A 24977-nucleotide genomic window follows, 5' to 3' on the forward strand; every position below is an offset into this window, starting at 1 on the left:
GTGCGGCCGACAGTGTTTCTCGGTGGCTTCTTCCTGACTTTGACTCCGGATTCAGTCAGGGAATCCAATCAGATTAGGCTGCCGTTCGGGGAGGGCAAGACTTCGCCGGTGGCAGCGGAAGACGTCGCTCGGGTGGTCGCCGCCCTGCTCGCCAATCCGCAGCCCCATTATCGGCAAAATCTATCACCTGACCGGCCCGCAATCAGAGAACATGCACAATTTGCGGATCAGCGCTAACTCGGGCACAAACCGGTCCGAAGGCTTGTTCGACCGTCCCGACACCCACGATCCTCGCGTGTCCGGAGGAACCAGCTTCGTCTCCGGGCGGGCCAGAGCTTCGCATTGCTAACTTTCCGCTTGTAGGGCACGTCCAAGCGGTACCGTGAGGAGCTTAGTGCGACGGACCGTGATCCTCCTTGTCCTCTTCGCAACGATGTGTGCGACCTATTTCCTGGCGCAGACACCTGCGACCGCCGGGCCAGAGCGAGGCACACTGGTACTGGATGGCGGACGAGCCGACGGAGTTATTCGCCGCGCGCTGGGCTTCTTGCCCGCCAATGCGGGGGCGATGAATGACACGGCCACCCAGCGCGGCGCCGTTATCGACAAGTTCGTGCAACTGGCTGGCGGTTCCGCGGCCAGGATCGTGGTCATCCCCACTGCTTGGGACGACGAACACAGCACCCCAGAACTGCTGGAACAGCTCCGCGTCGGCGTGCAGAAGACAATGGGCGTTGATCGTGTGACCATACTGCACACGCGCGATCGCAGGCGAGCGGATTCACCAGAGTTCGTGGCGCCTCTGAAGCGGGCCACGGGGGTTTGGATCGATGGTGGCCGGGACGCGAACCTCTGGGACGCCTACTTGGGCACGCGGGTGGAGACTGAAGTCAAGGCGTTACTGGCCCGCGGCGGGGTCGTCGCCGGGACGTCAGCCGGCGCCGTGATCGAGAGTTCGCTCGCGTTAGTTTTCACGATCGTGGATTCGCCGGGCGGCAAGACCCTGCGTGTCGACGGGACTCACATGTGCTGGGGATTGCTGACCAATTCAACCGTCATGCCCCACTGGAACCAGCGTGATCGACCGGATCTAACGCCAGTCCTCGCTACACATCCTGGTTTGCTGGGGATTGGCATTGATGTAGGCGCGGCCGCGGTTGTGCAAGGGAACCGGCTGGAGGTCATCGGCGATGGTCACGTGGGCATTTATGACGGCAACGTTCACGGCGACAAACCCTATTACGATCTGTCGCCCGGAGATCGCTTCGATCTTCACACGCGGTCTTCTATTCTGGTCAGGTGACACCGGCTGATTTGTCACCTTCTGCGTCAAGAATTGCTTACAGGGTCAACGAGCGATAACAGCGTTATCGTAAGTAATCCCGAAACGGGAGTCCAGCGCCGGATTACTTACGATATTGTATGGTCCGCCGCGGTACTGCAAGAGGAGTTGCGAGCCGAAAGCACAGTCTGCGTAAATGTATCCGGCCTCTTAGTGGAGGATTTTTCTCCAGGCCATGATGATGATCCGCGCGTGCTGGTCCTCATAAGTCGAACCGTCTTGCGCGACCTTTACCAAGCCCGCTGCCCGTGAAGCCGCCGCATATTGTGGTGAAATACGCGTCCTACTTGGCGTCTGTGTTGTTGTCCTCAAGGGCGGCGCGGGCGCGCGCCAGTTCGGGACGGTCGGACTTCGATCCTTTGCAGTTCTTCACCAGGGCGGCGTAATAGCTCCTCGCCTTTTCCCGTTGATGCGTTAATTCCGCGGCACGGCCCGCGCCATAAAGAGCATTGAAGCGGTTCGGATCGATCTTCATGGATTGCTCGTATTCCGCCAGCGCCGCTTCGGGGTGATTGAGTTCCAGCAGCATATCGGCCAGCATCTCGCGCGCCGGCAAGGCCACTTCTTCCTTCCCGCGCGCATCCTGCCGATCGGCGACGGAGCGCATCAACTGAACGGCGGCCTCATTCTTCTTTTCCGCGAAATCACGCCAGGCGAGCACCTCATCGTGCTCGAGATCGAGGTACTGAACAAGGTAACTCTTGTCCGAGTGCCGCAACTGGTCGAGTAGTGCCTCGTACTGAACAGCATCTTTCCGCGCACCCTCGGCGTCGCCGATGCGTGCCGCGCCGAAAGTTCGTGCCCAGTATGTTTCGGTGGCCACTCGCGGGGTGGCATTCGGCGGCGGCATGAGCGCCGCAGCGTCCGTCCAGTGGTGTGCTTCGAGTGCGAATAAGGCCGGGAAGTGGGCCTCTGTCCAGATGAGGCCTTTACGCTTCTTGGGGTTGCTGATTCCGGCGACAACGGCCGGCACGCCTTCTACCAACGAGCTCGCGGACTTGTCGCCGCCGACCTGGAGCAGAGCGTACACCAAGAAATCTGTGGCGTGGAGTTGGTCGACTTCGCCGCCCCTATGCATCGCGACGCGCTGGCGGGCTGCGGTAATCGATGCCAGGTTCGACTGAATATCTTCCTGCCACATTCCCAGGCGGGCAAAGATGTGCGACGGCATGTGCAGCGCGTGGGCCGAGGAAGGCGCGATGGCGGCATAGCGCCGTGCCGCGTCAAGGCCGAGAGGGGCCAGTTGGGGTGCGTCGCAGACGTGGATCAGATAGTGCGCCAACCCAGGGTGATTGGGATACCGGGCAAACAGTGGGTCGAGAATAGCAATGGCTTGTTTCGCATTGATGAACGAGGTGTCGTTCGGCGGCGCCGAGGCGAGCAACGCAAGCGCGTAGAATGCCGCTCCATCCAAGTCGTCGGGATAATCGCGATGCACCATTGCCATGCCTTCGGCAAGGGCTTTGGCGCGCGCAGCGTGATCGTGTTGGCCTTCCTCGTAAAAAGCGGCCAGGGCGGCGATATAGGCGCGCTCGCGCGGTGTGCTGTGCAACGCTTTTGCCTGCCGGATTTCTGCGTTCGCGCGCTTCAGCACGTCCGGTGGAACCTCGCTCCAGAAATCGCTGGCGCTCATGATGCTGCCCCAGTGGGCCATGGCGCACCTAGCATCCCGTCGCTTGATTTCGGTGAATTGCCTCTTCGCCTCGTCATACATGAAAGAGTGCAGCAGCGCGACACCGCGCTCAAAGGTTTTCTGCACCGCGGGCGCGCAGGAAGTGGGAAATGACACGGTGCCCAGTTTCTCAGCAGCGTGTTGATGCGTGTGCGACTCTTCCATGTCCCGCTGCGAAAATGCGGAGAGTACCACGAGCAGGGCTGCGCAGCAGAGAAGGGACCTCATCCCACACCCCAAAAATTTCACCGAGTATATACGACATTGTCCGGCGTCAAATCACGGCGGGAAGAGAGCACGCCCGGCCCAGACTGATTGGCGTGAACAGCACTTAGGGCGGGCTAAAGCTACGAGATACGCGCGGGGCGGGTCAAACCAACTCGGGGATAAGAGATAGAGTCGATCAAAAGTGGGGCACAGAGCGCATGTACTTGCGGGCCACCGCTTCCGCGATCGCTTCGGCATCCAGGAAGTCGTTCTTGTTCGACTTGAGAAACGGTTTTATGAACTGCGCCGGAATCACTTTGATCTACTTCGGTGATCTACTTCAGTGGTTTCGTAGTGGGTTTTAACTGCACGTGCGCACTAGGCGTGCAGGTGCTTTTCCCCGCATCAACAGCTTCGTCGGTATTGTCCACTCGCTTTTTGCGGTAGGCGTCGATATAGAAGCAGTCTACTCCATTCCAATCCGTCAGCCCCTTAACCTTCCCGAAGATAGGCGCTGTTATCGAGAACTGGTGCGGTGTTTCACTCGCCGGAAGGATAAGGAAGTGAAAAGTTCCGTCAGGGTATTGCGCTAGCACCGAACTTACTTGTGGGAGACGTGCACTTTCACTCTTCTCGTCTGCGAAACAAGGTGCCAAGCCAACGACTGCGAGCAACACCACTCTTACCCAAAGCCGCGCCATGGTCATCTCCTAACGACGTAATTCTACTCTCCACAAGCCTACTTGGCGATAAATCGACTAATGAGATGGTCCGCCGCGGTACGACTGTTCTTTCGTCCTGACTTCTCCTCAGCAGACTTTCGGAATCAAAACCTAGGCGGCTGCGATTGCCTGGTTGCGGTACTCGTTTCCCGTAGCCAGCACCGCCCAGGCGATGCGCGCCAGTTTGTTGGCGATCGCTACCACGGCTTTGTTGCGCGGCACGCGTTGCTCCAGTTCATGCGCCCACTGGCCCAGTCGTCCGGTGTCGTACTTCACTCGCAGCAGCATGGCGCGCGCGCCGTGGATGAAGATGCGGCGCAAGTAAATGCTGCCTCGTTTGCTGATGCCGAGCAGCCGTGCTTTGCCTCCCGTCGAATGTTGTCGCGGGATCAGACCCAGCTTGAGATCGTGACTTCCGATCAAGCTGCACGCCTGGGAAACTCGATCTGGGTCGCGGCGCGTTGACTACGATGCAAGCAAGACGCGAGAATCAGAAAACGGAGATAGAGATGAAATACATGCTGATGATGAACACGATGAAGGCTGGTTCGACCGGGCTCAGCGGCTGGTCGGAGAAGGACATCAAGACCATGATCGGATTCATGATGGACCTGGACAAAGAGCTTCGCGCGTCTGGCGAGCTGGTCTTTCAGGAAGGCCTGACGTTTCCGAACGAGGCCAAGCTGGTGCGAGCGGACAAGAACGGCATGCCAATCACCGACGGCGTTTTCCCCAAGAGCAAAGAATTTCTTGCCGGCTTCTGGATCGTCGAGGTCGCAAGCCCGGAGCGTGCCTACGCGATCGCGGCGCGAATCTCGATGTGTCCGGGATCGGGCGGCGCGCCCCTGTACATGCCGATCGAGGTGCGGCCGGTTGGAAGCCCGCCGCCTCCGAAATGAAGTGGAGAATGCGGTGTGTGTTCCGGGTAGTCGTAAGTTTGCGCCATTTGTTTGCCGTAATCACGGTTTTGTTACAGGCTCTAAGAAACTAAAGACGGGCGGAGAGACAAATCCGTCCGGTCCCCAGAGGGGCGAGCGAAGCGAGTAGGACGGATTTGGCTCTCCGTCAGTAGTTACGAGATTGGAAGTAGAGGCCGACTCCTTCCCCCCGACTCCCCGGTGACTTCCTACTTGATCGTAAACACCGCGCTCACCCGCGCCGTCACCGTGATCTTGTGGGCCGAAAAGCCCTCGGTTGGAGCGGGCATGGGCTGTGCCTGGGCAGCCATGGGCGCGCGCATCAAGGCGACTCCCATCGGACGAATGGGTTCGACGGTGTCCACCGAAGCGTACGCCAGCTCGCCCAGTGCGCGGCCACCGGCGCGGGCGACGGTGTCGGCCTCGGCATGGGCCCGGCGGTACGCGTCTTGCACGGCGCGCAGCTTGGCGGCGTCGATGTCGTCGAGGGTGTAACTGAGGCTGACGTTCTCGTTGTATTCCTGTGCCCCGAGTTGCTGCACCATCGGGCCGACCTTGCTGAAGTCCTTCAGCTTCAGGCTGACGCTGTTGCTGACACGGAAGCCAATGACGCGGTGCTTGGGATCCTTCCAGTCATACACCGGCTCCATCGAAAAGTAACCAATCTCGGCGGTTTTGGGGTCGATGCCGTTGCTGCGCATGAGCTGGCGCACCTGCTCGGTTTCCTGCGCCGCCCGGTCGTAGGCCGCCTTCGGAGAATTCTCCTGCGCCGCGATGTTGAAGTTGATCATCGCCGTGTCGGGCACGGACTCGAACTTCCCGTCCGCGCTCACGTACACGGTGTTGGGCTGCGCGGTGACGGTAGGAGAGTTTTGCGCCAGCGCGGCGCAGGTCGAAAACAAGAGCGTGAAAACCAGGATGGCGTGTTTCATCCGCATAACCCCTTCGAAGAGGAAGCCCTGCACTACGATCATAGAACGCCGTGCGTGAGCACGATTGCAAGTTTTTCCGGGGGAATGTGCGCGGTGGGTTTTGGCGTTCGGCGCAAGCGTGCGGCGAAAGGGGTTGGTGCGGGGCCGTGTTGTCGCACTGGCTAGAGGCCGCAGGTCTGCTGCGCTGATTGGCACGGCTGAAGCCGTGCCGTTCCCGTTTCCGGACTCGCAAATGCGATCGGCAGAAATCGATTACGTCGCTACACGACGACGCACTGAAGGTTGTTGAACAGCGCTGTTCGACTCGGGCGTGGGCCCTCGCTCCGGATGACATTACTTATAAAACGGGATCCGGACTTAAAAACCGGGATGCTTATCAAAACCGCGATCCGGACTTATAAAACCGGGACCCGGCGTTCCGTGTGTGACCCAGGGCAGTGGCCGGATCCCGATTATTCAAAGCGTCCGCCGGAATGAATTCCGCCGCGATAACAGTCCCTCAGTCCGTCAGCCTCTCGGTCGTCATGGATGCAGTGACGGACCGGCTGAAGACTTCTAGCGCGGAATTTGCAGCGGGCGGTCGAGTCGAAGCTCGAGTTGCTGGCCTTTGTTGAGCCGCAAATCGCGGTCGGTCAGCAGACCCGCGCCGCCACCCAGGGCGCCGCCCGCCACTGCGCCGATGATGGCGCCGTGCGGCCCAGCGGTTATGGCTCCCGCCGTGGCGCCGATGGCCGCGCCTGCCACCGCGCCTTCCGCGACGCGGCGCTTGCCGACGGTTTTCTTTTGCACTTCGCCTTCTTCACCCACCGCCTTAGCGGCCTTCTCGCCCGGGACATCGGTCACCGTCGCCGCCAGCGGCCGCCATCCGTGCTGGGTCTCGATCTCGTCGAAGCTGAGCATCATGCTGCCGTGCAGGCCGCGATCGATGGAACTGACGTGCCCGTGGATCTTGTGCCCGAAGGGAATGGTGGATCCATCCGGCGCGGTAAGATCTTCGCCCAGCTTGGCAGTGAATTTCTTGCCCGGCTTCAGCTTGGCCGTGTCGAGCGTGTCATTCAACCGGATGACGAACCGCGTTCCATCGGGAATGACGTTGTTGGCATACGAGGAATTTGAGTACGGGTTGTTGCCGTTGCCCGGGTTAGTGTTCCCGTAGCCCTGGTTAGAATTCCCATAACCCTGGTTCGAGCCCTGGTACTGCGCCCAGAGCGGCGATGCCGCCAGCAGAAAAACTAAGACCGCCGTCCCAAGTTCCGGCCGTTTCATAAGAAATCCCTCAAATTGAGTTCGATGCCTGTCTCCCATTCGATGGGCTGGAAAGGCTGCGTTGCTGCTTCTAGAAACCCGGAAATTCGACGCGGGATGCGAAGTCCGGAAAGAAAATAAACCGCCAAAGGACATGCCCACCAGAATCCCTGCTGCTGCGTCGCGCGTCCAATAAGGGTAAGGAGGTCGGCGCCTTGAGGCGAAGGCAAATGCGGAAAGTGTACGTACCTCTGACCGTGCTCGGCGTTGGCGGTTTAGGCTGGTTGTTCTTAACCGGGCGGGGGCGCGAAGCCCTGCGCTGGCTCGGAGAAAATCTCTCCCGCGGCCCGGAACGTCTGCTGGAATGGAATGCCGTCGCGCAGCGGGAACTGGATCGCATCCAGGTAGCGCTCAACCGCGTCGCCGCCTCGCTGGAAGCTGCGCGGTAGGCTCGCAATCCTCCGAGCGCCTCAGGCCTTGGCCGCTACTTTCTGCGGCGAATACGTGAATTTATAGATCTGCTGGTCAATTTCCTTGCGCAGGTCGTGCCAGATCGACTCGGGGATAGTGAGGAAGATCTTCACCACCTCGGGATCGAATTGCCTTCCTCCCCAAAGCTCAATCTCAGCTTTGGCGGCAGAGAATGGCTGCGCCGCCCGATATGGCCGGTCGGACATGATGGCGTCCAGGGTATCGGCGATGGAGAACAGGCGCGCCCCCAGGGGAATTTCAGTGCCCTTGAGACCACGCGGGTAGCCGGTTCCGTCCCATCGTTCCTGGTGGGAGTAGACAATTTCCGCCGCCTCGGAGAGAAACGGAATCTTGCGCAGCATCTGGTAACCGCGGTAGCAGTGCTCCTGCATGATGGCGATCTCTTCGCGGGTGAGCGCGCCAGGCTTGCGCAGGATGGAGTCGGGAATGGCCATCTTGCCGATATCGTGGAGGAAAGCGCCCCTGGCGATGACGCGAATTTTTTCTCCCGGCAATCCCATGGCGCGTGCCATGGCGATGGTGAAAGCGGTGACGCGCTTGGAGTGTCCTTCCGTCTCCGCGTCCTTCAAATCGAGCGCGTCGCCGAGCGCTTCCAGGGTGATGTCGTAGGAGCGTTCCAGGTCCTGCATGGTTTGCCGCAGTTGCTCGGTTCGGGCGGTGACCAGGGCTTCCAGGTTGGTCTGGTAGGCGCGGTTCTCAACTTTCAGGCGGCGGTTTTCCAGGGCCCGCCGCGCGATGGCCAGCAATTGCTCGCGCTCGAAAGGTTTTAGCAGGTAGTCGTAAGCGCCGTTGCGGATGGCCGCGAGGGCCACGGAAATATCGTGGACCGCGGTGACCATCACCACCGGCATGTCGGGATATTTTTCCTTGGTGCGCTCCAGCAGCGCGATGCCGTCCATCTCTCCCATCATCAGGTCGGAAAGCATCAGTTCGAACTGCTCTCCCGATTCCAGGAAGGCGAGCGCTTCGACGCCCGACCCCGCTTGTTGGCAGCGGTATCCCGCCATGGAGAGCATGGAAAAGACGATCTCGCGTATAGCTTCCTCATCATCGACAATCAGGATTCGTTCGGCCGGCATTTTGGGGTCCGTGAGTAGCAGCTTTCCGGGCGCATTGTACCCCACCGTGGACCCGGTGGTAGCCTGAAAGACATCATCCGTAGTACCAAATTGCGCACCTCCCGTGCCGATTCCGTGCTATACACGCTGAAAATAATCCAGATTGCGAAGTCGCAAACAGGGGCGCAATTCGGGCGCATGGATCTGCAAGTCCTGAACACGGTTTGGGACCGCGGCGGAGTTGCCGTCGGGCTGCTGGCAGAATGTTCCGGCGTCTTGATCCTGCTAGCCGCCGCTTTCCTCGTTTTCAGGACCTTTCGTGAGCACTACCTGCTGGCCTGGATCCTGGGCTGGTCGTTTTACCTCGTCTACCGGGTTTCCACGGTCAGCATCTCGATATTCAGTCCCCCGCAGTGGCTGTTCGCTGTTGCCCAGGGCGCGTTTGTCTGCGCTATCACGTTATTTGTTCTCGCCATCCTCTGCTACACCGGAGCGCTGAAATTCCGCGTGCTCCTGGCGGTCGTGGGTATTGCGGCCACCGGCCTGGCCGTCGCACGCGCGCTATGGTGGCCGTCAACGGTAGCAGGGTTGTCGGTAGTGCGGAGCGCTTGCCTGCTGATGGCGATCGGCGGTGCGATGCAACTGGCTATTTTCAGCCGCGGACGCCGGCAGGTCGGACCCTGGGTGCTGATTGCCATGCTGCTGCTGCTGCACATGGATCTGGATACCAACGGCCCCCACTTCATCGCCGGAATTGACATGGTCATCGAGCTCTTGCTCGGGCTCAGCATGCTGATGATGGTGCTCGACGACTCCAAGCAGCGCACCGACCGTCTCGGCGCCATCAACCTGATTTCCTCCGCCATTGCCGGGGCGCAGGAGCACGAGTCCATGGTGCTGACCGCGCTGGAACAGTTAAAGAGGCTCACCGGCGCGCGCGCGGCGTGGTTCCGCCTCCTGGAAGGCAATGCCATGGTGCTGATCGGCCAGGTCGGCCTGTCGCAGAAATTCATCGCCGAGCGTTCCTCCGTCGACGTGCGAAGCGCCGACGGCGCGCGCATGGTGCAACAGGGCAAGCCTTCCATCATTCGGACCCGTTTCCTGGAAGAAGGCAATCAGCGGCTGGCGCGGGAGGAAGGCTTCAACCACATTCTGCTGGTGCCGGTAAAGGGCAAGACCTCAGTCATCGGTTCCATTGCGATAGGCCAGTTTCGCAACCGTTCCTATCCTCCCGACGAACTGAAATTCCTGACCGCCGCCGCTCACCAGGTAGGCATCGCGGTCGAGAACATGCGCCTGCTGGAAGAAATCATCCATTCGCACCAGCAATGGATCAGCACCTTCGATTCCATCGAGGACATGGTACTGGTGCACGATGCCGAGTTCCGCATCCTGAAGCTGAACCGCGCCGTGGTGAAGCGGCTGGGCGCCTCCATCGCCGAGCTCGCGTTTCTACCGTGCGAAAAGGTGCTGCCGGGGGCGGGCACGAAATGGAATCACTGCCCCTACTGCGAGCAGGGGCGCGCTAATTTTGCCGAAGGCCCCGACCCATGTTTCGGCGGCCACTCCCTGGTCTCGACCTCGTCGTTCACCGAGGCCGGGGTGTATCACGGAACCATCCACGTCGTCCGCGACACCAGCGAACGCCGCGCCGCCGAAGAGCGCTATCGCCTGCTGTTCGAGCAGGTGCAAGAAGGAGTTTTCGTTTCCACGGCGGAAGGACGGATTGTCGAATGCAACGACGCCTTCGTCAACATGCTCGGCTACGACACCCGCGAAGAGGTGCTGGCTCTCGACATCAGCCGCGACATGTACATCTCGGCAACACAGCGCCAGTCCTTCTGCGCGGTGATGAACCAGTCCGGCTTCGTTCGCAATTACGAGGTCGACCTGCGCCGCAAGGACGGCACCATCCTGCACGCGCTGGAGAACAGCTTTGCCACCCGCGACGCTTCCGGCAAGATCGAACAATTCCAGGGCTTCCTGCTCGACATCACGGAGAAGCGGCGCGCCGAAGACGAGATCCGCCACCGCAACCGCGAACTGCACGCGCTCAATGCCATCGCCGTCATTGCCTCACGCTCTTTCGACTTGGATGAAATCCTGAACACCGCGCTGCGCCACCTGGCCGACATCTTCGCCGCGCCCATCAGCGGCGTCTACCTCATCGACAAGCACGACGTGCTGCAGCGCCGCGCCGCCTATGGCCAGCGCAATCCCGCACAGTATGCGCGGGTCACGCTGCCTCCGGAGTTTCTGCAGCGCATCCGCCAGTTGCGCATCGAGGTGTTTACGCACGAAGACGCGGAGCAGCTGCCGGAAATCCTCGGCGAGTACGTTCGCAGCGAGGGCTTGCGCTGCTGGATTTGGGTGGTGATGTGGAACAACGACACTGCCGTCGGCGTGCTTGGGATCGGCTCGCGCGAGGAGCGCAACTTCAAGCCCACCGACCAGCACTTGATGGTCGCCATCGCGCGCCAGCTTGCCAACACCATCGAGAAGGTCCGTCTTTATGAGGAAACCTGCCGCGCCTACGACAACCTGCGTGACACCCAGGAACAGCTGCTGCAGAGCGAAAAAATGAATGCCATCGGGCAGTTGATTTCAGGTGTGGCGCACGAGATGAACAACCCGTTGACCGCCATTCTCGGTTACTCGCAGCTGCTCGAAAACGAACCCATTGGCGAGCGCGCGCAGGACTTCGTGCACAAGCTGTTCAAACAGGCACAGCGGACGCAACGCCTGGTTCAAAACCTGCTTTCCTTCGCGCGTCAGCGCAAGCCCGAGAAGAAGGAAGTCAATATCCGGCAGGTAGTCGACGATACCCTCGCCTTGCGCGATTTTGATTTTCATCGCCGCAACATCACCGTCAAGTGCGAAGTGGAGCCAGATTTGCCCGCTGTCATCGCCGATGCCCACCAGCTGGAGCAGGTGTTCCTGAACATCATCAACAACGCCGTGGACGCCATGCTGGAGGTCGACAGCGGCGGCACCTTGTGGGTCCGCAGCTACCACCACGAAGGCCGCGTGTGCGTTGAAATTCGAGATTCCGGCCCCGGCATCCGCGAGCCGAAAAAGGTCTTCGATCCCTTCTACACCACGAAAAGCGTCGGGAAAGGCACCGGTTTGGGCCTGAGCATTTGTTACGGCATCCTCAAAGAACACGGCGGTGACATCGTTGCCCTGAACCACCCGGATGGCGGCGCGCTCTTCCGCGTGATGTTGCCGGCGTGTGCGAACGTTCCGGCAGAGGTGCCGGTGGAAAAGCCGGCGCACCTGCCGCCATTGAACGGGCGGGTCCTGCTGGTCGATGACGAAGAGGCGGTGCTGGAGTTCGAGCGCGAAGCGCTTTCCGGCGCCGGCGCGCAGGTGGTGGCGGTCACCTCCGGAGAGCAGGCCATCGAGCGGCTGCGCGAACAAAGATTCGACGCCATGCTGGTGGACCCCGCTATGCCCGGAAACTGGAGCGGCATGGAACTGTATCGCTGGGTCGCCGATAATTTTCCCGGGGCTGAGCAGAACATCATTTTTACCATTTCCAACATCAGAGATGGAGAGAGCGGTTCGATCTTCAATCAGGGACAGGTCACCTGCATCGTAAAGCCGTTCCAGGTAGCCGAACTGATTGCCGCAACACGTTCGCTCCTGACGCGAGCCCCAAAGGCCGCGGCTGCTACCTAGCTCGTCCGCCAGCCTGACTGGCCTGCTCACCCGCTGTTCTGCCTGCGCACAGCCTACGAATGCACAATGTGTGTCTTTGGGTGCCACCTCAAGGCATCCCCATACCATACGGATAGCTGCTGCCCCGGCCAGCAGGGTAGCGGATCAGGGGAACTCCTGGCCGGGCGGCACTCTGATTCCCCTTTAAGTGTAACGATTTGTGCCAAACATCCTCGGTCCCATTACACGACCTTCCTCGTTTGGGTATCTCGATTGCTTATTTTTCCTGCGGTTAGCAGGCATGGTTTCGGCTACCGGTTCCCCAGCATGAGGTTTTTCTGAGTACCTGAAGTGGTTTAGCAAGTGCAGTGAATCAGCTGCGTGACTACCAAGAAAGATTGCAGAAGCGACAACCCCAAGTACTTCAGAATGGGAGACGACATGGCGAGCATTATCGAGCAAGCAAAAATTTCAGGGTACGCCACCTTCTTACCCGCGGTGGCTCCCGAACGTGCCGAAAAGTTTCAGGCAGTTTATGACGAGAACCGGCACCGCATTTACGCGCTGGCGTTCTGGATGACGGACAATGAACTCGTCGCCGAAGAGATGATGCGGCTGACCTTTTGCCGCGGTTTTGCCCACAGCTCAACGCCCACGCCCGAAGCCCTGGATCAAGCGCTGATAACTGAACTGCGCGAGCAGATGCCGATCGGTGTCCTGACCGTGGATGAGGGGATTTGCTGCGACGTCCCCTCCGTCCGTCAGAACACCCTGCGGGTCCACCTGGAACGTGCGGTCGTCCAGTTGCCGGCCACCGAACGCATGATTTTCCTCCTCCATGATGTTGAAGGCTATGACCATTCGCGAATCGTCCGTACCCTCGGCATCACTGAAGACGAGTCGCAAACTGGCTTGCACCAGGCACGGCTGCGCATGCGCAACCTCCTGGCGAAGATGGTTCGTTAGCAGCACGCTCCGTTCTTGCATCTCCTCTCTCCTGAACTTAGCCCCTCGAACGAGGGGCCTTTTTTTGTGCATAGCCGAATTGCCGAAGCGAAAAACTGCGGAATTTCAACTCCGCAGTTCGGCACTCCCGCAATTTGGCCGGCAACAGATGTAAAATTAAGATTAGAACCTGACTATGCTCCGCGTCCTGGAACCAACTCATCATGCCGCGCGCTGGTGGGAGACCATGCCCGACGGGCGTCTCCACTGTTATCTCTGTCCCCGCCACTGCCATATCGGGGAGGGTCAGACCGGGTTCTGCTTCATCCGCAAGAACGAAGGTGGACGCCTGGTGCAGCTCGGCTATGGGCGTCCTGCCGCCCTGCAGATGGACCCGGTGGAGAAAAAGCCGCTCAACCATTTTTTCCCGGGCACGAAGATCCTCTCGATGGGCACCGCCGGCTGCAACATGGGCTGCTTCTTCTGCCAGAACTGGGACATTTCCAAGGCCAAGTCCGACCAGGTGAACTCCGCCAGCCTGACCCCGGAACAGGTGGTCGATCTCGCACTTCAGCACGGCGCGCCGTCCATTGCCTTCACCTACAACGAGCCGACCATCTGGGGCGAGTACGTCATTGATATCGCCAGGGTGGCGCATCAAGAAGGCCTGAACACGGTGATGGTTTCCAATGGTTACATTACGCGCGAGGCCTTCTTCGACGTATACCAGCACATCGATGCCGCCAACATCGACCTGAAGGCGTTCACCGAAAATTTCTACTCCAAGATCACTCTCACTCACCTGCTGCCGGTACTGGAAACGCTGAAGTGGCTGCGCCGCGAAACCGACGTCTGGTTTGAGATCACCAACCTCATCATCCCTACGCTCAACGATGGCGACAGCGAGTTCCGCCAGCTCTGCGACTGGGTACTGAAAAATCTGGGCGACGATGTTCCGCTGCACTTCACGGCGTTTCATCCCGACTTCAAGCTCCAGGACAAGCCGCCGACGCCGCCCGAGACCTTGCACCGCGCCCGCGCCATCGCTTTCGAGATGGGCCTGAAATTTGTTTACGAGGGGAACATCTGGTCCGACGGTGGCAACACCATCTGCCCCGGCTGCAAGCGCGCCGTCATTCGCCGCTCCTGGCACGCCATCCTGAGCAACGACGTGCGCGATGGCCAATGCAGGCACTGCGGCACAGGCATTCCGGGAGTGTTCTCAAATTCGGAGGCGGAGCGCCGACGCGGCGTTGGACACCTGCACCCAGCCAGCGTTTAATCCCGCTGTTTTGCTCTTGTTGCTTTCTTGGCCGACGACGCCTTGGCGCGCTTTGCCCCCGGCACCTTTCCGATGCGCGGATCCCCGGCTAGCACCAGTTCACAGGCGTGCAGTGCCGCCTGCTCGAAATCCGCCGCTTCGGCCGGAAGCACCTGCCAGGCGGTGACAGGCTTTCCGAACATCCGAATTGATCGCATGTGCGGAAACTCGCGCCGCAAGCTGTTGTGGTGCTCCTCCGTGGTCGCCAGCCAGACTCCGTTGTCGGCCGGGTGCTCAGGTTTGTCCCGCAGGATCAGGACAATCTTGTCCTTCACATAAACCGCGAGGCAGCCAAACATCGGCCGAGTAAAGGGCGATAGCGAGGCAATCGCGTCGAGCACGAACTCGTGCGGTGGCGCCTTGCGGCGCTTAATGGCGAACGGCGCATCGCGCGATAGTTCCACCCTGCGCCGAGAGCTTGGAGGCTTGTTTTTCATTGGCCTTCTCCGCCCTCGGGCCCGTAGAAGAACACCCAGGTCGCAAAGTCATGGGAGAAGTCTACGAAGCGGTGCGGCACGCCCGCCGGAGCGAACAGGAAGTCGCCGGGGCCAAACGCCATCTCGTTGTCATCGATGGTGAACTTGCCCGATCCGCGCGCGATCAGGTAGATCTCGTCCTGCTTGTGCGGCGTCTGATCATCGATTCCAACCGGTGCGTACATCTTTACCTGCAACGAACCGTGGGCAAACAATCTCACCGATCGTGCCGGGCCATCCAGTTTGCCAAGCGCTTCCGCCAGCCTTACCTGTGCATGCATCGCGAGTTCTCCGCCAAGCCTGCTGCATAGACGCCGCACTTGGAAGTTGGACTCAAATTCGCAGAGTTCAGGATGACACTGCTCTAACGTGCGCCTCGGGCTGACGCCCTCGCGGAACGGCGTGTCGACCCTGAAGGGGCTCGGGAAATTTGTCTGGACGCCTACCCACGGCTCACGCCGTGGGCTGGAATTGTGCCGGCCTCGCTCCGCTCGGGCTGGGGTCCCTTCGACTTGCGGGAACGTTTCAACCAAAGCATAGGGTTGAGTTCACGGATAGGAAATGCCTGTCGGCGGTTGCGCGGTGCGGCCAGTGTAGGGGTCCTTCGACTCGGGCGTGCGCCCTATTCCTCATAAGTACGGAGCCTGACGTGCGACTCGGGCTGACGCCCTCGCAGAACGGCGTGTCGGCCCTGAAGGGGCTCGGGAAATTTGTCTGGACGCCTACCCACGGCTCACGCCGTGGGCTGGAATTGTGCCGGCCTCGCTCCGCTCGGGCTGGGGTCCCTTCGACATGCGGGATCGTTTCAACCACATTGTAAGTAATCCCGCACTGGATTCCAGCTGCGGGATTACATCGTAGGAGTGCACGGATTCGTTTCTCTGTCTTGCTCGGTGTCAACTGTGGCTAAGGTTTTGTCTTTGCCGCTATTTCTTCGCGCTTCACCTTGGCCCAGCCTGGTTTGTTGACCTGCCGCGCGCGGGCGATGGCGAGCGCGTCCTCGGGCACGTCTTCGGTCACGCAGGCGGCTGCGCCGACGTAAGCATTCCGTCCGACCCTTACCGGCGCCACCAGCGTACTGTCACTGCCGATGAAGGCGCCGTCTTCGATGATCGTGATGTGCTTATGCACGCCATCGTAGTTGCAGGTAATCGTGCCTGCACCCACGTTCACTCTTTCTCCGATCACGGCATCGCCGAGATAAGTCAGGTGATTGGCTTTGGCGCCGCGGCCGAGCTTGGCCTTCTTCGTCTCCACGAAATTTCCGACGTGCGCTTCCGGTCCAATGTCGCTGCCCGGCCGCAGGTGCGAGTAGGGCCCGATGACGGCGCTCGGCGCCACGCGCGAATCGGTAATGATGCATCCGTGCCGCACCTGCACGCCGTCGCCAATCTCCGATGACGTGATGACCGAGTACGACTGGATGCGGCAATCCGCCCCGATCCGCGTTCCCCCTAACAGTTGTACGAACGGCTCGATGATAGTGTCGGGTCCGACTTCTACCGCGGCGTCAATCACGCATGTTTCTGGCCGGAAGATTGTAACCCCAGCGGCCATCAGCTCCGCCGCCTTGCGCGCGCGCGCCTCGGCGTCCAGTTGCGCCAGCTCAGCGCGGTTGTTGGCCCCGGCGACTTCGTGCTGCGACCCTGCCTTCAGCGCCAGGACCGTGGCTTTCTTCTTTGCCAGAATTGCGGCCACGTCGGTCAGGTAGTACTCGCCATGCGGATTGTCAGTGCGCAATTCACTGAGGTGCTCGAAGAGCGGCTTGGTCGCGAAGGCGTAAATGCCGGAGTTCGATTCGCGGATTTTCTCCTGCTGAGGCGTGAGTTTCTTTTGTTCGACGATCGCCTCCACCTCATCACTCTGGCGCCCGCCTTTCTTCTTGCGCACGATGCGCCCGTAGCCGGCGGGGTTGGGGAAGTCGGCGGTCAGGATGGTCATGGCGGCGTTGTTCTTCAGGTGAAAATCACGGATGGCGCGGATGGTTTCCGCGCGCAGCAGGGGAACGTCGCCGGAGAGCACCAGGACGTCGTCATAGCCCTTGAGCGCCTGCCGCGCCGACATGATGGCGTGCCCGGTGCCCAGTTGCTCCGCCTGCAATACGAACTGAACTCCCGTGCCGGCCATCGCTTCGCGCACGCGTTCCGCCTCGTGCCCGATGATGACAAAGACGTCGTTGGCGGGAAGCACGGCCTTGGCCGCATCCACCACGTACTGCAGCAGGGGCTTGCCGCCAATCTCGTGCATGACCTTGGGGTGCTTCGATTTCAGCCGCGTGCCTTTGCCCGCCGCCATGATGGCAATGGCAAAGCGCGGCTCGGCGCTGCTGTTGCGTGAGGAAGTCTTGCGGGAAACCATGGCGAACCATCTTACAGAGTTTCAGTTTCAGTTCGATGCCGAAACGCGATCCTTCACCACCGAGGACACGAAGTGCACGAAGGCACATAAACGCCTTTGATCCTTGTACCCTGGTGGTTCATTGAACTCGCGACAGGTCTGAACAAAAACTGACAATGAAACCGAATTAAAACGCAACTAGATCCTGACCTTGCGCGCTGCCGCTGCCCGCGCCGCCTTACGCGTCGGAAGTTGCACCAGGTCGGTTGCGATCTTATGAAACGCATGCCGCGCCACGCCGTTTTCCTCGAACAGGTAATCGCCGAAGATCGGTTTCACGCCCAGCTTCTCCAGCTTTTCGGTGTCGACCCGGATTTGGTTGGCCGCTTCCAGGGCGTACTTGGCTTTCAGATCCGACGATGCCGATTTGTGGTTGACCAGGGCGTAATCAAAGATGGCGCAACCGGCATGGTCGTAGATGGCGCGCACGTGATCGGCCGCGGTAAGGCCCAGGCTCTCGTTCGCCTGCGTCATCAGGTTGCAGACGAATACCTTGATCGCGCCCGACTCCGCGATGGCTTCCGGTATGCCGTGCACCAGCACATTCGGTATGAGGCTGGTAAACAACGATCCCGGTCCGATGGAAATGATATCGGCGCGCGCGATTGCCTCCAGGGTTTGCGGCATCGGCTTCACGTTCGCGGGCACCAGTTCCAAGCGCACAATCCGGGTCTGGCTGCGCGTGATGCTGGTTTCACCGCGGACGCGCGAGCCGTCCGCCATCACCGCCTCCAGTTCCACGTTGGAGGTAGTGGCGGGAAAAATATGTCCCCGGGTGGTGAGAATCTCCGAAGAGAGTTTTACCGCCTCGGCAAAATCGCCGGTCACCGCCGCCAGCGCGGTCAGGAACAGGTTGCCGAAGCTGTGGCCGTCCAGCGCCGACCCCGGCGACCCGCCGTGAAAGCGGTACTGAAATAATTGCGAGAGCAGCGCCTGGTCTTCGGAGAGCGCGACAATGCAATTGCGAATGTCGCCCGGCGGCAGGATGTTAAATTCCTTGCGCAAGCGGCCGCTGGAGCCGCCATCGTCGGTCACCGTGACCACCGCCGTCAGTTCGCGGATCACGCACCCCGGGAGACGCTCACCGGGACGCTGCACGTATTCGCGCAGGCCCTTCAGCAGGGTGGAGAGGCCCGTCCCCCCGCCAATGGCAACCACTTTCATCTCACGTTCCTGGCCTGTCGTCGCCGCGGGTTTCATGGCTGGCTAGCGCCGCCCGTCGATTTTGGGAGCTTCATCCGGTTCAGGATAAATCAATTCCGTAAAGCGGGGATCGTCGGCCAGGTTCTGGAAATCGGAATCATTCCGCGCCTGGAACCGATTTCCGGGATTGAGCCGTATCGCCTCTGCGAGCCCTTTCAGCGAATCTTCATAATGGCCGGTCAGGCAGTTCAACACGGAGAGTCCGTAGACCGCATAGTCGACCTTGGGATTTTGCTTGAGAATTTTTTCCAAGTGCTCGCGCGCCGACACGTAGTCGCCCAGGTTCATCAGCGATACGGCATAGTCATAATGTTCTTCCGGTGTTTTGAAAGTGGTCGTGCCCCGCGAGCTGCGCTGGTTGCAGGTGCTGAGATGGACCGCCGCCCGGTCGGCCAACTCCCTCGGCCCCCCGGCCATAACTTTCTGAAACAGGGCCTTGGCCTTATCGAACTTATGCTCCTGCATGGCCTTCAAACCGGCCTGATAGTTTTCCACAGCCTGTGCAAAACGCGGATCCGACATGGGCGAAGGTTTGGGCTGGACGGGGATAGTCATTTTTACAAGGCGCCCACTTTTGCTCGATTTCGGCTTTGTTTGGTTGAGGTTAGCGGAAGAACGCTTAACCTTTGCTGGGGGTTTTTTCTTCATCGAGTTGCACCTGCCGCAACTGCCACCGTCGGATGCCTTTGGGCAGCCTGTGGAAAACAGCTGCGCCATGAGAGCACGTTATATACGAGAAAAGGCAGTGCGCGTCAACCCGCTCGGTTTCCGGCGGACTCTAGGATGATGGTTGCAGCAGAGGTGTTGCCGCCGCCGGCGGTAACCGCCGCTGCGCAATTGGTGGAATAGTTGTCTCCGTTTACTGCAGCGCCGCGGCCGCGTCCAGGTCAATCTTTTCCCATTCGCCGCGCAGGATGCCCGCCCGGATTTGCGCCGGGGTCTTCTTCAGCCGGGTCATCTGGTAAGCGTAAAAAGCTTCCTTCATGCAGGTATCGCAGTGCGCACCATGGGTAGATTCGAAACAACTGCGCAGGCTGGTATGGCCGACGGAGCGGTCACACCGGCAGTAGCATGGCTGCTGGTAAAGGACGTTCGGAATCTTCTCCGCGATTTCGTAAGCCCGCACCTGGACCGGGTACTTGAAGCTCGGTCCCCAACGCTCCGGTGCCGTGAGGATGGCGGGCAGCTTGGCGTCTTTTGCAGGTGGCGCTTCGTGATGCGCTGGAATATCTCCCTGGGCGAACATCGCCAATGCCACCATCATGAGGAACAACAACGACCAGAGACGCTTCATCGACCCTCCTCACCAATGATTGTAAGCGAGATGCGGCAAATCGCGAATCCGATTCAAGCGTTGCGGGACTCGGAAGTCCGCGCCCATCGGACTGGATGGGCGATCGCCGCGATGGGTTATGCTAACGCCAGCAGCTGAGAGCTGAATTTTTGCTTTTGTGCAACTTTTCCGCTCCTCGGCGACTCCGTATAGACTTACAAAGAGGATGGAACCTAGCTCTCAACCCGCGATGCGCCTCCGGCGGTCCCCCCGTCGTGCCATCTGGCTGCTGGTCTGGGGCCGCGACTTGATTGTTTCGCTGATCGTTTCCGCTTTCATCATCGTGTTTCTTTACCAGCCGGTGAAGGTCGAGGGCACCAGCATGCTTCCCGGCCTCGACGACCAGGAGCGCATTTTCATCAACAAGTTCGTTTACAGCTTCGAGCCCATCGAGCCTGGGGACGTGGTCGTCTTCCGTTATCCCCGCGATCCTTCCAAGAGCTACATCAAGCGCGTCATCGCCGCCCCTGGCGACCGCGTCCGCATTGAGGGTGGCCAGGTATACGTCAACGGACACCGGCTGAGAGAGCCCTACGTTCCCTCCGAATTCGCCGATGACCGGTCCGTCGCGGAAACCGTTGTCCCGCGCGGATCTTATTACCTGCTCGGCGACCACCGCAGCTCCTCCAGCGACAGCCGCGATTTTGGCCCCGTCAGCCGGCGCTATATTTACGGCAAAGCCGTGTTCGGTTACTGGCCCATGGACCGTATGGGCATGGTGAAATAGCGCTCTGGTTGCGCTGTTTTGGCAAGCAAGTTGGCCTGATTCTGCAACCCCGGGCCTCCGCGACTCATCCGCTCTACCGGAGGTAATGGGCATGGCAGAGATCGGAACCATCTCCCGCGACGAACTGCAGCAGAAGATTGACCGCAAGGATTACTTCTTCCTGGTCGAGGCACTGGCGCCCGATAAGTACCGTCACGCTCATCTGCCCGGCGCGATCAACGTTCCCTACGACAAAGTTCGCGAGGTTGCTCCGCAGCTCCTGCCCGATAAAAACGCCGAGATCGTTACCTACTGCGCCTCCGCCACTTGACACGCCTCTGAGCACGCCAGCCGTGAGCTGGCGGCGATGGGCTACACCAATATCCGCGAATACAAGGAAGGCAAGCAGGACTGGCTCGACGCCGGACTCCCGGTGGAAAGCGAGGCCCAAGAGCGCAAACTCGCGTCATAAAACCAAAGCAGCCACTGATCAACACGGATGAACCCAGATCAGAAGAAGGGAAGTCTGACCAAAGTCATCTGTTTTCCGCTGCCCCACGCAATTTGCCAGTCTTTTCCACAACCCACTCACCCCTGAAAACCTGATAAAATCCCTGAAATCCACTCCCGGAGAAATCAGTGCAAGCAATTTTGGCCCTGGAAGATGGCCGGATCTTCAAGGGCAAGGGTTTTGGTGCGCAGGGCGAATGCTACGGCGAAGTTGTCTTTAATACTTCCATCACCGGCTACCAGGAAATCTTCACCGATCCTTCTTACTCCGGCCAGATTGTTGTCCTCACCAATCCGGAGATCGGCAACTACGGCACCAACGACGACGACAACGAAGCCACCCGCCCACACATCGAGGGCCTGATCGTCCGCGAATTCTCCCGCATCAGCTCCAACTGGCGCTCGCAACAGGTCGCCGACGAATATCTGGAACGCTACCGCATCCCAGTTTTGGCCGATATTGACACGCGCGCGCTGGTCCGGCACTTGCGTGACCACGGCGTCATGCGCGGCGTCATCTCGACCATTGAGACCGACACTGACAAGCTGATCGCCAAGGCGCGCTCCATCCCGAAGATGGACGGCACCGACCTCGCCAAGGTCGTCACCACCAAGCAACGGTACGTGTGGGATACCGGCGAGCGCTCCATCGATCCTACCGAGGTTGTCGGGGTCAAGGACGCAGAGCCCGAACACCATGTCGTCGCCTACGACTTCGGCATCAAGCACAACATCCTGCGCAAGCTGGTCAGCGGCTGCTGCCGCGTCACCGTCGTTCCGGCCGAGACCAATGCCGAGGACGTGCTGGCGCTCAAACCGGACGGCGTCTTCCTGTCCAATGGTCCCGGTGATCCCGAGCCCTGCACCTACGCCCAGGAAAACATCCGCCGCCTGATGGGTCGTGTCCCGATATTTGGCATCTGCCTGGGCCATCAGCTGGTCGGACTGGCGCTCGGCGGCAAGACCTACAAGCTTAAGTTCGGACACCACGGCGGCAATCACCCGGTGAAGCAGCTACTGACCAGCAAAGTCGAGATCACCGCGCACAATCATAATTTCGCGGTTGACCCCGACTCGCTGCCCATGAGCGAGGTCGAACTGACGCATATGGACCTGAACGACAACACGCTGGAAGGCCTGCGCCACAGGAATCTGCCGCTGTTTTCGGTGCAGTACCATCCGGAGGCGAGCCCGGGGCCGCATGATTCGCATTACTTGTTTGACGATTTTACGGCCATGATGAAGGAGTGGAAGGGAAGGAGCATCGGATGAGCCGGGTTTGTCTTGCCATCGATCAGCGACCCTAAAATGCCCAAGCGCACTGACATCTCGAAAATCCTCATCATCGGATCCGGGCCGATCATCATTGGCCAGTCGGCCGAGTTCGATTACTCGGGCACGCAGGCTTGCAAGGCGCTGAAGGCGGAAGGATACGAGGTGGTGCTCGCCAATTCCAACCCGGCGACCATCATGACCGATCCCGAGTTCGCCGACCGCACCTACATCGAGCCGCTCACCCGCACCTACCTGGAAGAAATTATCCGGGTGGAATCGGAAATTTCCGGCGGACGCGGCTTCGCCCTGCTTCCCACCGTCGGCGGCCAGACCGCGCTCAACCTGGCAGTCGAACTTGCCGACGCGCAGGTGCTGGAAAAGTACAACGTCCAGCTCATCGGCGCCCAGATCGAAGCCATCAAGAAGGCCGAAGACCGCTTGATGTTCAAAGATGCCATGACGCGCATCGGGCTCGACGTGCCAAAATCCGCGCTGGTGAACAATCTTCGCGATGGCCTGGAGTTCTCCGGCAAAATCGGTTTTCCGGTCATTCTCCGGCCAAGCTTCACCCTGGGCGGCACCGGGGGCGGCATTGCCTACAACCGCGAAGAGCTGGTCGAGCTGCTGGCGCGCGGCCTTGACCTGTCGCCCGTGCACGAAGTCCTGATCGAGGAGTCGGTGCTCGGCTGGAAGGAATTCGAGCTGGAGGTCATGCGCGACCTCCGCGACAACGTCATCATCATCTGTTCGATTGAGAATTTCGATCCCATGGGGGTCCACACCGGCGACTCCATCACCGTTGCCCCCGCCCAGACCCTCAGCGACCGCGAGTACCAGCGCATGCGCGACGCCGCCATCCGCGTCATTCGGGAGATTGGCGTCGAGACTGGCGGCTCGAATATCCAGTTCGCGGTGCAGCCGACCACCGGGCGCATGGTCGTGATCGAGATGAACCCGCGCGTCTCGCGCTCCTCGGCGCTGGCCAGCAAGGCCACCGGTTTTCCCATCGCGAAGATCGCCGCCAAGCTCGCCGTCGGCTACACCCTCGACGAAATTCCCAACGACATCACGCGCAAGACTCCCGCCTGCTTCGAGCCGACGCTCGACTACGTGGTGGTCAAAATTCCCAAGTGGCAGTTCGAGAAATTTGCCGGCACCGATGAGGCTCTAGGCCCGCAGATGAAGTCGGTCGGCGAGGTCATGGCCATCGGCCGCACCTTCAAGGAAGCGTTGCTCAAGGCGGTGCGTTCGCTGGATACGGGCAAAAAGGCCGGCGCCGACGAGATCGAGCCCAAGATCGTTACCCAGCGCCTGGTCACGCCGCATCCCGAGCGCCTGTCCTACCTGCGTTATGCGTTGCGCCAGGGGCACACCGTCAAAGAGCTGGCCAAGATGACTTCGATCGATCCGTGGTTCCTCTACCAGCTCAAGGAAATTAACGACACGCTGCTCGAGGCGGAGAAGCACCCCATCGAATCGATTCCGACCGACGCGGTTCGAGAAGCCAAGCGCGCCGGCCTTTCCGACGCGCGGCTGGCGCATGCGTGGCGAGTTTCCAACGGGCGCGGCGCGGCCGAGAAGATCCGCCATCTGCGCAAGTCACGCGGCGTCATGCCTGTCTACAAGCACGTGGACACCTGCGCCGCCGAATTCGAGAGCTACACGCCTTATCTTTACTCGACCTACGAAGATGAAGACGAGGCCGCGCCCACCGCGAACAAGAAGGTCATCATTCTCGGCGCCGGGCCCAACCGCATCGGGCAGGGAATTGAGTTTGACTACTGCTGCTGCCATGCCTCCTTCGCGCTGCGCGAAGACGGCTACGAAACCATCATGGTGAACTGCAACCCGGAGACGGTTTCCACCGACTACGACACCAGCGACCGTCTTTATTTCGAGCCCCTCACTTTCGAAGACGTGATGGCGGTCTACGAACACGAAGCGCAGGGGGGCGCAGCCATCGGGGTGATTGTGCAGTTCGGCGGGCAGACGCCCCTCAACCTGGCGTTACCGCTGAAGGCGGCGGGCGTGCCCATCATCGGCACGTCGCCGGAATCCATCGATCTCGCCGAAGACCGCAAGCGCTTCGGAAAATTGCTCGACGAATTACAGATTCCGCAGCCGCCGGGCGCCATGGCGACCTCCATCGAGGAAGCCGTCGCCGGGGCGAACCGGATCGGCTACCCGGTCCTGGTGCGGCCATCGTACGTGCTCGGAGGGCGCGCCATGGTCATCGCCTACGACGATGAATCCGTGGTCCGCTACATGAAGGAAGCGGTGCAGTACTCGCAGGAGCGGCCGGTGCTGGTCGACCATTTTCTCGAAGCCGCGATCGAGGTGGACGTGGACGCGCTCTCCGACGGCGAAGACGTCGTCATCGGCGGCATCATGCAGCACATCGAGGAAGCGGGCATCCACTCCGGCGACTCGTCCTGCGTGCTGCCGGCGGTCGACATCCCGAAACCGCAGCTCGACACGATCCGTGACTACACGTTCCGCCTCGCGCGCGCCCTGCAGGTCGTCGGCCTGATGAACGTGCAGTACGCCATCCAGAAAGACAAGGT

General features: G+C 60.3%; 22 protein-coding genes and 1 pseudogene. 11 read left to right on the plus strand and 12 right to left on the minus strand.

The annotated features are described in order from the left end of the window. A partial coding sequence (locus VFI82_16015) for a hypothetical protein (protein ID HET7186191.1) occupies positions 1–237 on the plus strand: 237 nt, incomplete at its 5' end. Positions 238–406: 169 nt separating this feature from the next. Then, a complete protein-coding gene (locus VFI82_16020; protein ID HET7186192.1) occupies positions 407–1303 on the plus strand; it encodes a cyanophycinase in 897 nt (298 codons plus the stop codon). A 322-nt stretch (positions 1304–1625) separates the two neighbouring features. On the opposite strand, the gene VFI82_16025 is transcribed toward VFI82_16020, so the two are convergent. The 3 genes and pseudogenes from VFI82_16025 to VFI82_16035 form a co-directional block, all read right to left on the minus strand. Next, positions 1626–3242 carry a hypothetical protein gene (locus tag VFI82_16025; protein ID HET7186193.1) on the minus strand — a complete coding sequence of 539 codons (1617 nt, stop codon included), beginning with the start codon at positions 3240–3242 and terminating at the stop codon, positions 1626–1628. Between the two features lie 187 nt (positions 3243–3429). Then, positions 3430–3540, minus strand: a pseudogene (locus tag VFI82_16030) (IS110 family transposase). Between the two features lie 514 nt (positions 3541–4054). After that, a complete protein-coding gene (locus tag VFI82_16035) occupies positions 4055–4366 on the minus strand; it encodes a transposase (GenBank protein ID HET7186194.1) in 312 nt (103 codons plus the stop codon). 86 nt (positions 4367–4452) lie between these two features. On the opposite strand from VFI82_16035, the gene VFI82_16040 reads away from it, so the two are divergent. Continuing rightward, positions 4453–4842 carry a YciI family protein gene (locus VFI82_16040; GenBank protein ID HET7186195.1) on the plus strand — a complete coding sequence of 130 codons (390 nt, stop codon included), beginning with the start codon at positions 4453–4455 and terminating at the stop codon, positions 4840–4842. A 227-nt stretch (positions 4843–5069) separates the two neighbouring features. Here VFI82_16040 and VFI82_16045 read toward each other — a convergent pair whose 3' ends face one another. Next, positions 5070–5798, minus strand: a complete 729-nt coding sequence (locus VFI82_16045) for an SIMPL domain-containing protein (protein ID HET7186196.1) — start codon at positions 5796–5798, stop codon at positions 5070–5072. Between the two features lie 549 nt (positions 5799–6347). After that, entirely contained in the window at positions 6348–7058 is a 711-nt protein-coding gene (locus VFI82_16050; GenBank protein ID HET7186197.1) for a hypothetical protein, read from the minus strand. A gap of 209 nt (positions 7059–7267) precedes the next feature. Here VFI82_16050 and VFI82_16055 point away from each other — a divergent pair, with 209 nt between their 5' ends. Beyond that, on the plus strand, positions 7268–7486 hold the full coding sequence (locus VFI82_16055) for a hypothetical protein (protein HET7186198.1): 219 nt from the start codon (positions 7268–7270) through the stop codon (positions 7484–7486). 21 nt (positions 7487–7507) lie between these two features. On the opposite strand, the gene VFI82_16060 is transcribed toward VFI82_16055, so the two are convergent. Then, positions 7508–8608: an HD domain-containing phosphohydrolase gene (locus tag VFI82_16060; GenBank protein HET7186199.1), complete on the minus strand. Its 1101-nt coding sequence runs from the start codon at positions 8606–8608 to the stop codon at positions 7508–7510. Between the two features lie 177 nt (positions 8609–8785). Here VFI82_16060 and VFI82_16065 point away from each other — a divergent pair, with 177 nt between their 5' ends. From VFI82_16065 to amrS, 3 genes are all read left to right on the plus strand, one after another. Next, the gene (locus VFI82_16065) at positions 8786–12268 is read left to right on the plus strand and encodes a GAF domain-containing protein (GenBank protein ID HET7186200.1); all 3483 of its coding nucleotides are present in this window, start codon (positions 8786–8788) and stop codon (positions 12266–12268) included. Positions 12269–12628: 360 nt separating this feature from the next. Continuing rightward, entirely contained in the window at positions 12629–13213 is a 585-nt protein-coding gene (locus VFI82_16070) for a sigma factor-like helix-turn-helix DNA-binding protein (GenBank protein ID HET7186201.1), read from the plus strand. A 175-nt stretch (positions 13214–13388) separates the two neighbouring features. Then, positions 13389–14474 carry an AmmeMemoRadiSam system radical SAM enzyme gene (amrS, locus tag VFI82_16075; protein ID HET7186202.1) on the plus strand — a complete coding sequence of 362 codons (1086 nt, stop codon included), beginning with the start codon at positions 13389–13391 and terminating at the stop codon, positions 14472–14474. On the opposite strand, the gene VFI82_16080 is transcribed toward amrS, so the two are convergent. The 6 genes from VFI82_16080 to VFI82_16105 form a co-directional block, all read right to left on the minus strand. Beyond that, positions 14471–14950, minus strand: coding sequence for a hypothetical protein (locus VFI82_16080; protein ID HET7186203.1), 480 nt, complete (start codon positions 14948–14950; stop codon positions 14471–14473). The genes amrS and VFI82_16080 overlap by 4 nt on opposite strands. Further along, entirely contained in the window at positions 14947–15270 is a 324-nt protein-coding gene (locus VFI82_16085) for a cupin domain-containing protein (GenBank protein HET7186204.1), read from the minus strand. Before VFI82_16085 ends, VFI82_16080 begins: the two co-directional genes overlap by 4 nt. Positions 15271–15895: 625 nt before the next feature. Then, the gene (gene glmU / locus VFI82_16090) at positions 15896–17347 is read right to left on the minus strand and encodes a bifunctional UDP-N-acetylglucosamine diphosphorylase/glucosamine-1-phosphate N-acetyltransferase GlmU (protein HET7186205.1); all 1452 of its coding nucleotides are present in this window, start codon (positions 17345–17347) and stop codon (positions 15896–15898) included. A gap of 177 nt (positions 17348–17524) precedes the next feature. Beyond that, a complete protein-coding gene (locus VFI82_16095; protein ID HET7186206.1) occupies positions 17525–18550 on the minus strand; it encodes a YvcK family protein in 1026 nt (341 codons plus the stop codon). 42 nt (positions 18551–18592) lie between these two features. Then, the gene (locus VFI82_16100; GenBank protein ID HET7186207.1) at positions 18593–19237 is read right to left on the minus strand and encodes a tetratricopeptide repeat protein; all 645 of its coding nucleotides are present in this window, start codon (positions 19235–19237) and stop codon (positions 18593–18595) included. Positions 19238–19448: 211 nt separating this feature from the next. Further along, positions 19449–19883 (minus strand): CYCXC family (seleno)protein, encoded by a 435-nt coding sequence (locus VFI82_16105; protein ID HET7186208.1) that lies wholly within the window; start codon positions 19881–19883, stop codon positions 19449–19451. A gap of 205 nt (positions 19884–20088) precedes the next feature. Between VFI82_16105 and lepB the strand changes: the two genes are divergently transcribed. The 4 genes from lepB to carB all read left to right on the plus strand — a co-directional run. Then, a complete protein-coding gene (gene lepB / locus VFI82_16110; GenBank protein HET7186209.1) occupies positions 20089–20649 on the plus strand; it encodes a signal peptidase I in 561 nt (186 codons plus the stop codon). A gap of 91 nt (positions 20650–20740) precedes the next feature. Then, entirely contained in the window at positions 20741–20959 is a 219-nt protein-coding gene (locus VFI82_16115; protein HET7186210.1) for a rhodanese-like domain-containing protein, read from the plus strand. A gap of 308 nt (positions 20960–21267) precedes the next feature. After that, entirely contained in the window at positions 21268–22410 is a 1143-nt protein-coding gene (gene carA / locus VFI82_16120; protein ID HET7186211.1) for a glutamine-hydrolyzing carbamoyl-phosphate synthase small subunit, read from the plus strand. A 36-nt stretch (positions 22411–22446) separates the two neighbouring features. Further along, the coding region (carB, locus tag VFI82_16125; GenBank protein HET7186212.1) for a carbamoyl-phosphate synthase large subunit at positions 22447–24977 on the plus strand (2531 nt) is incomplete at its 3' end.

The sequence above is a fragment of the Terriglobales bacterium genome (assembly GCA_035691485.1).
GTDB lineage: Bacteria > Acidobacteriota > Terriglobia > Terriglobales > Acidobacteriaceae > JAIQGF01.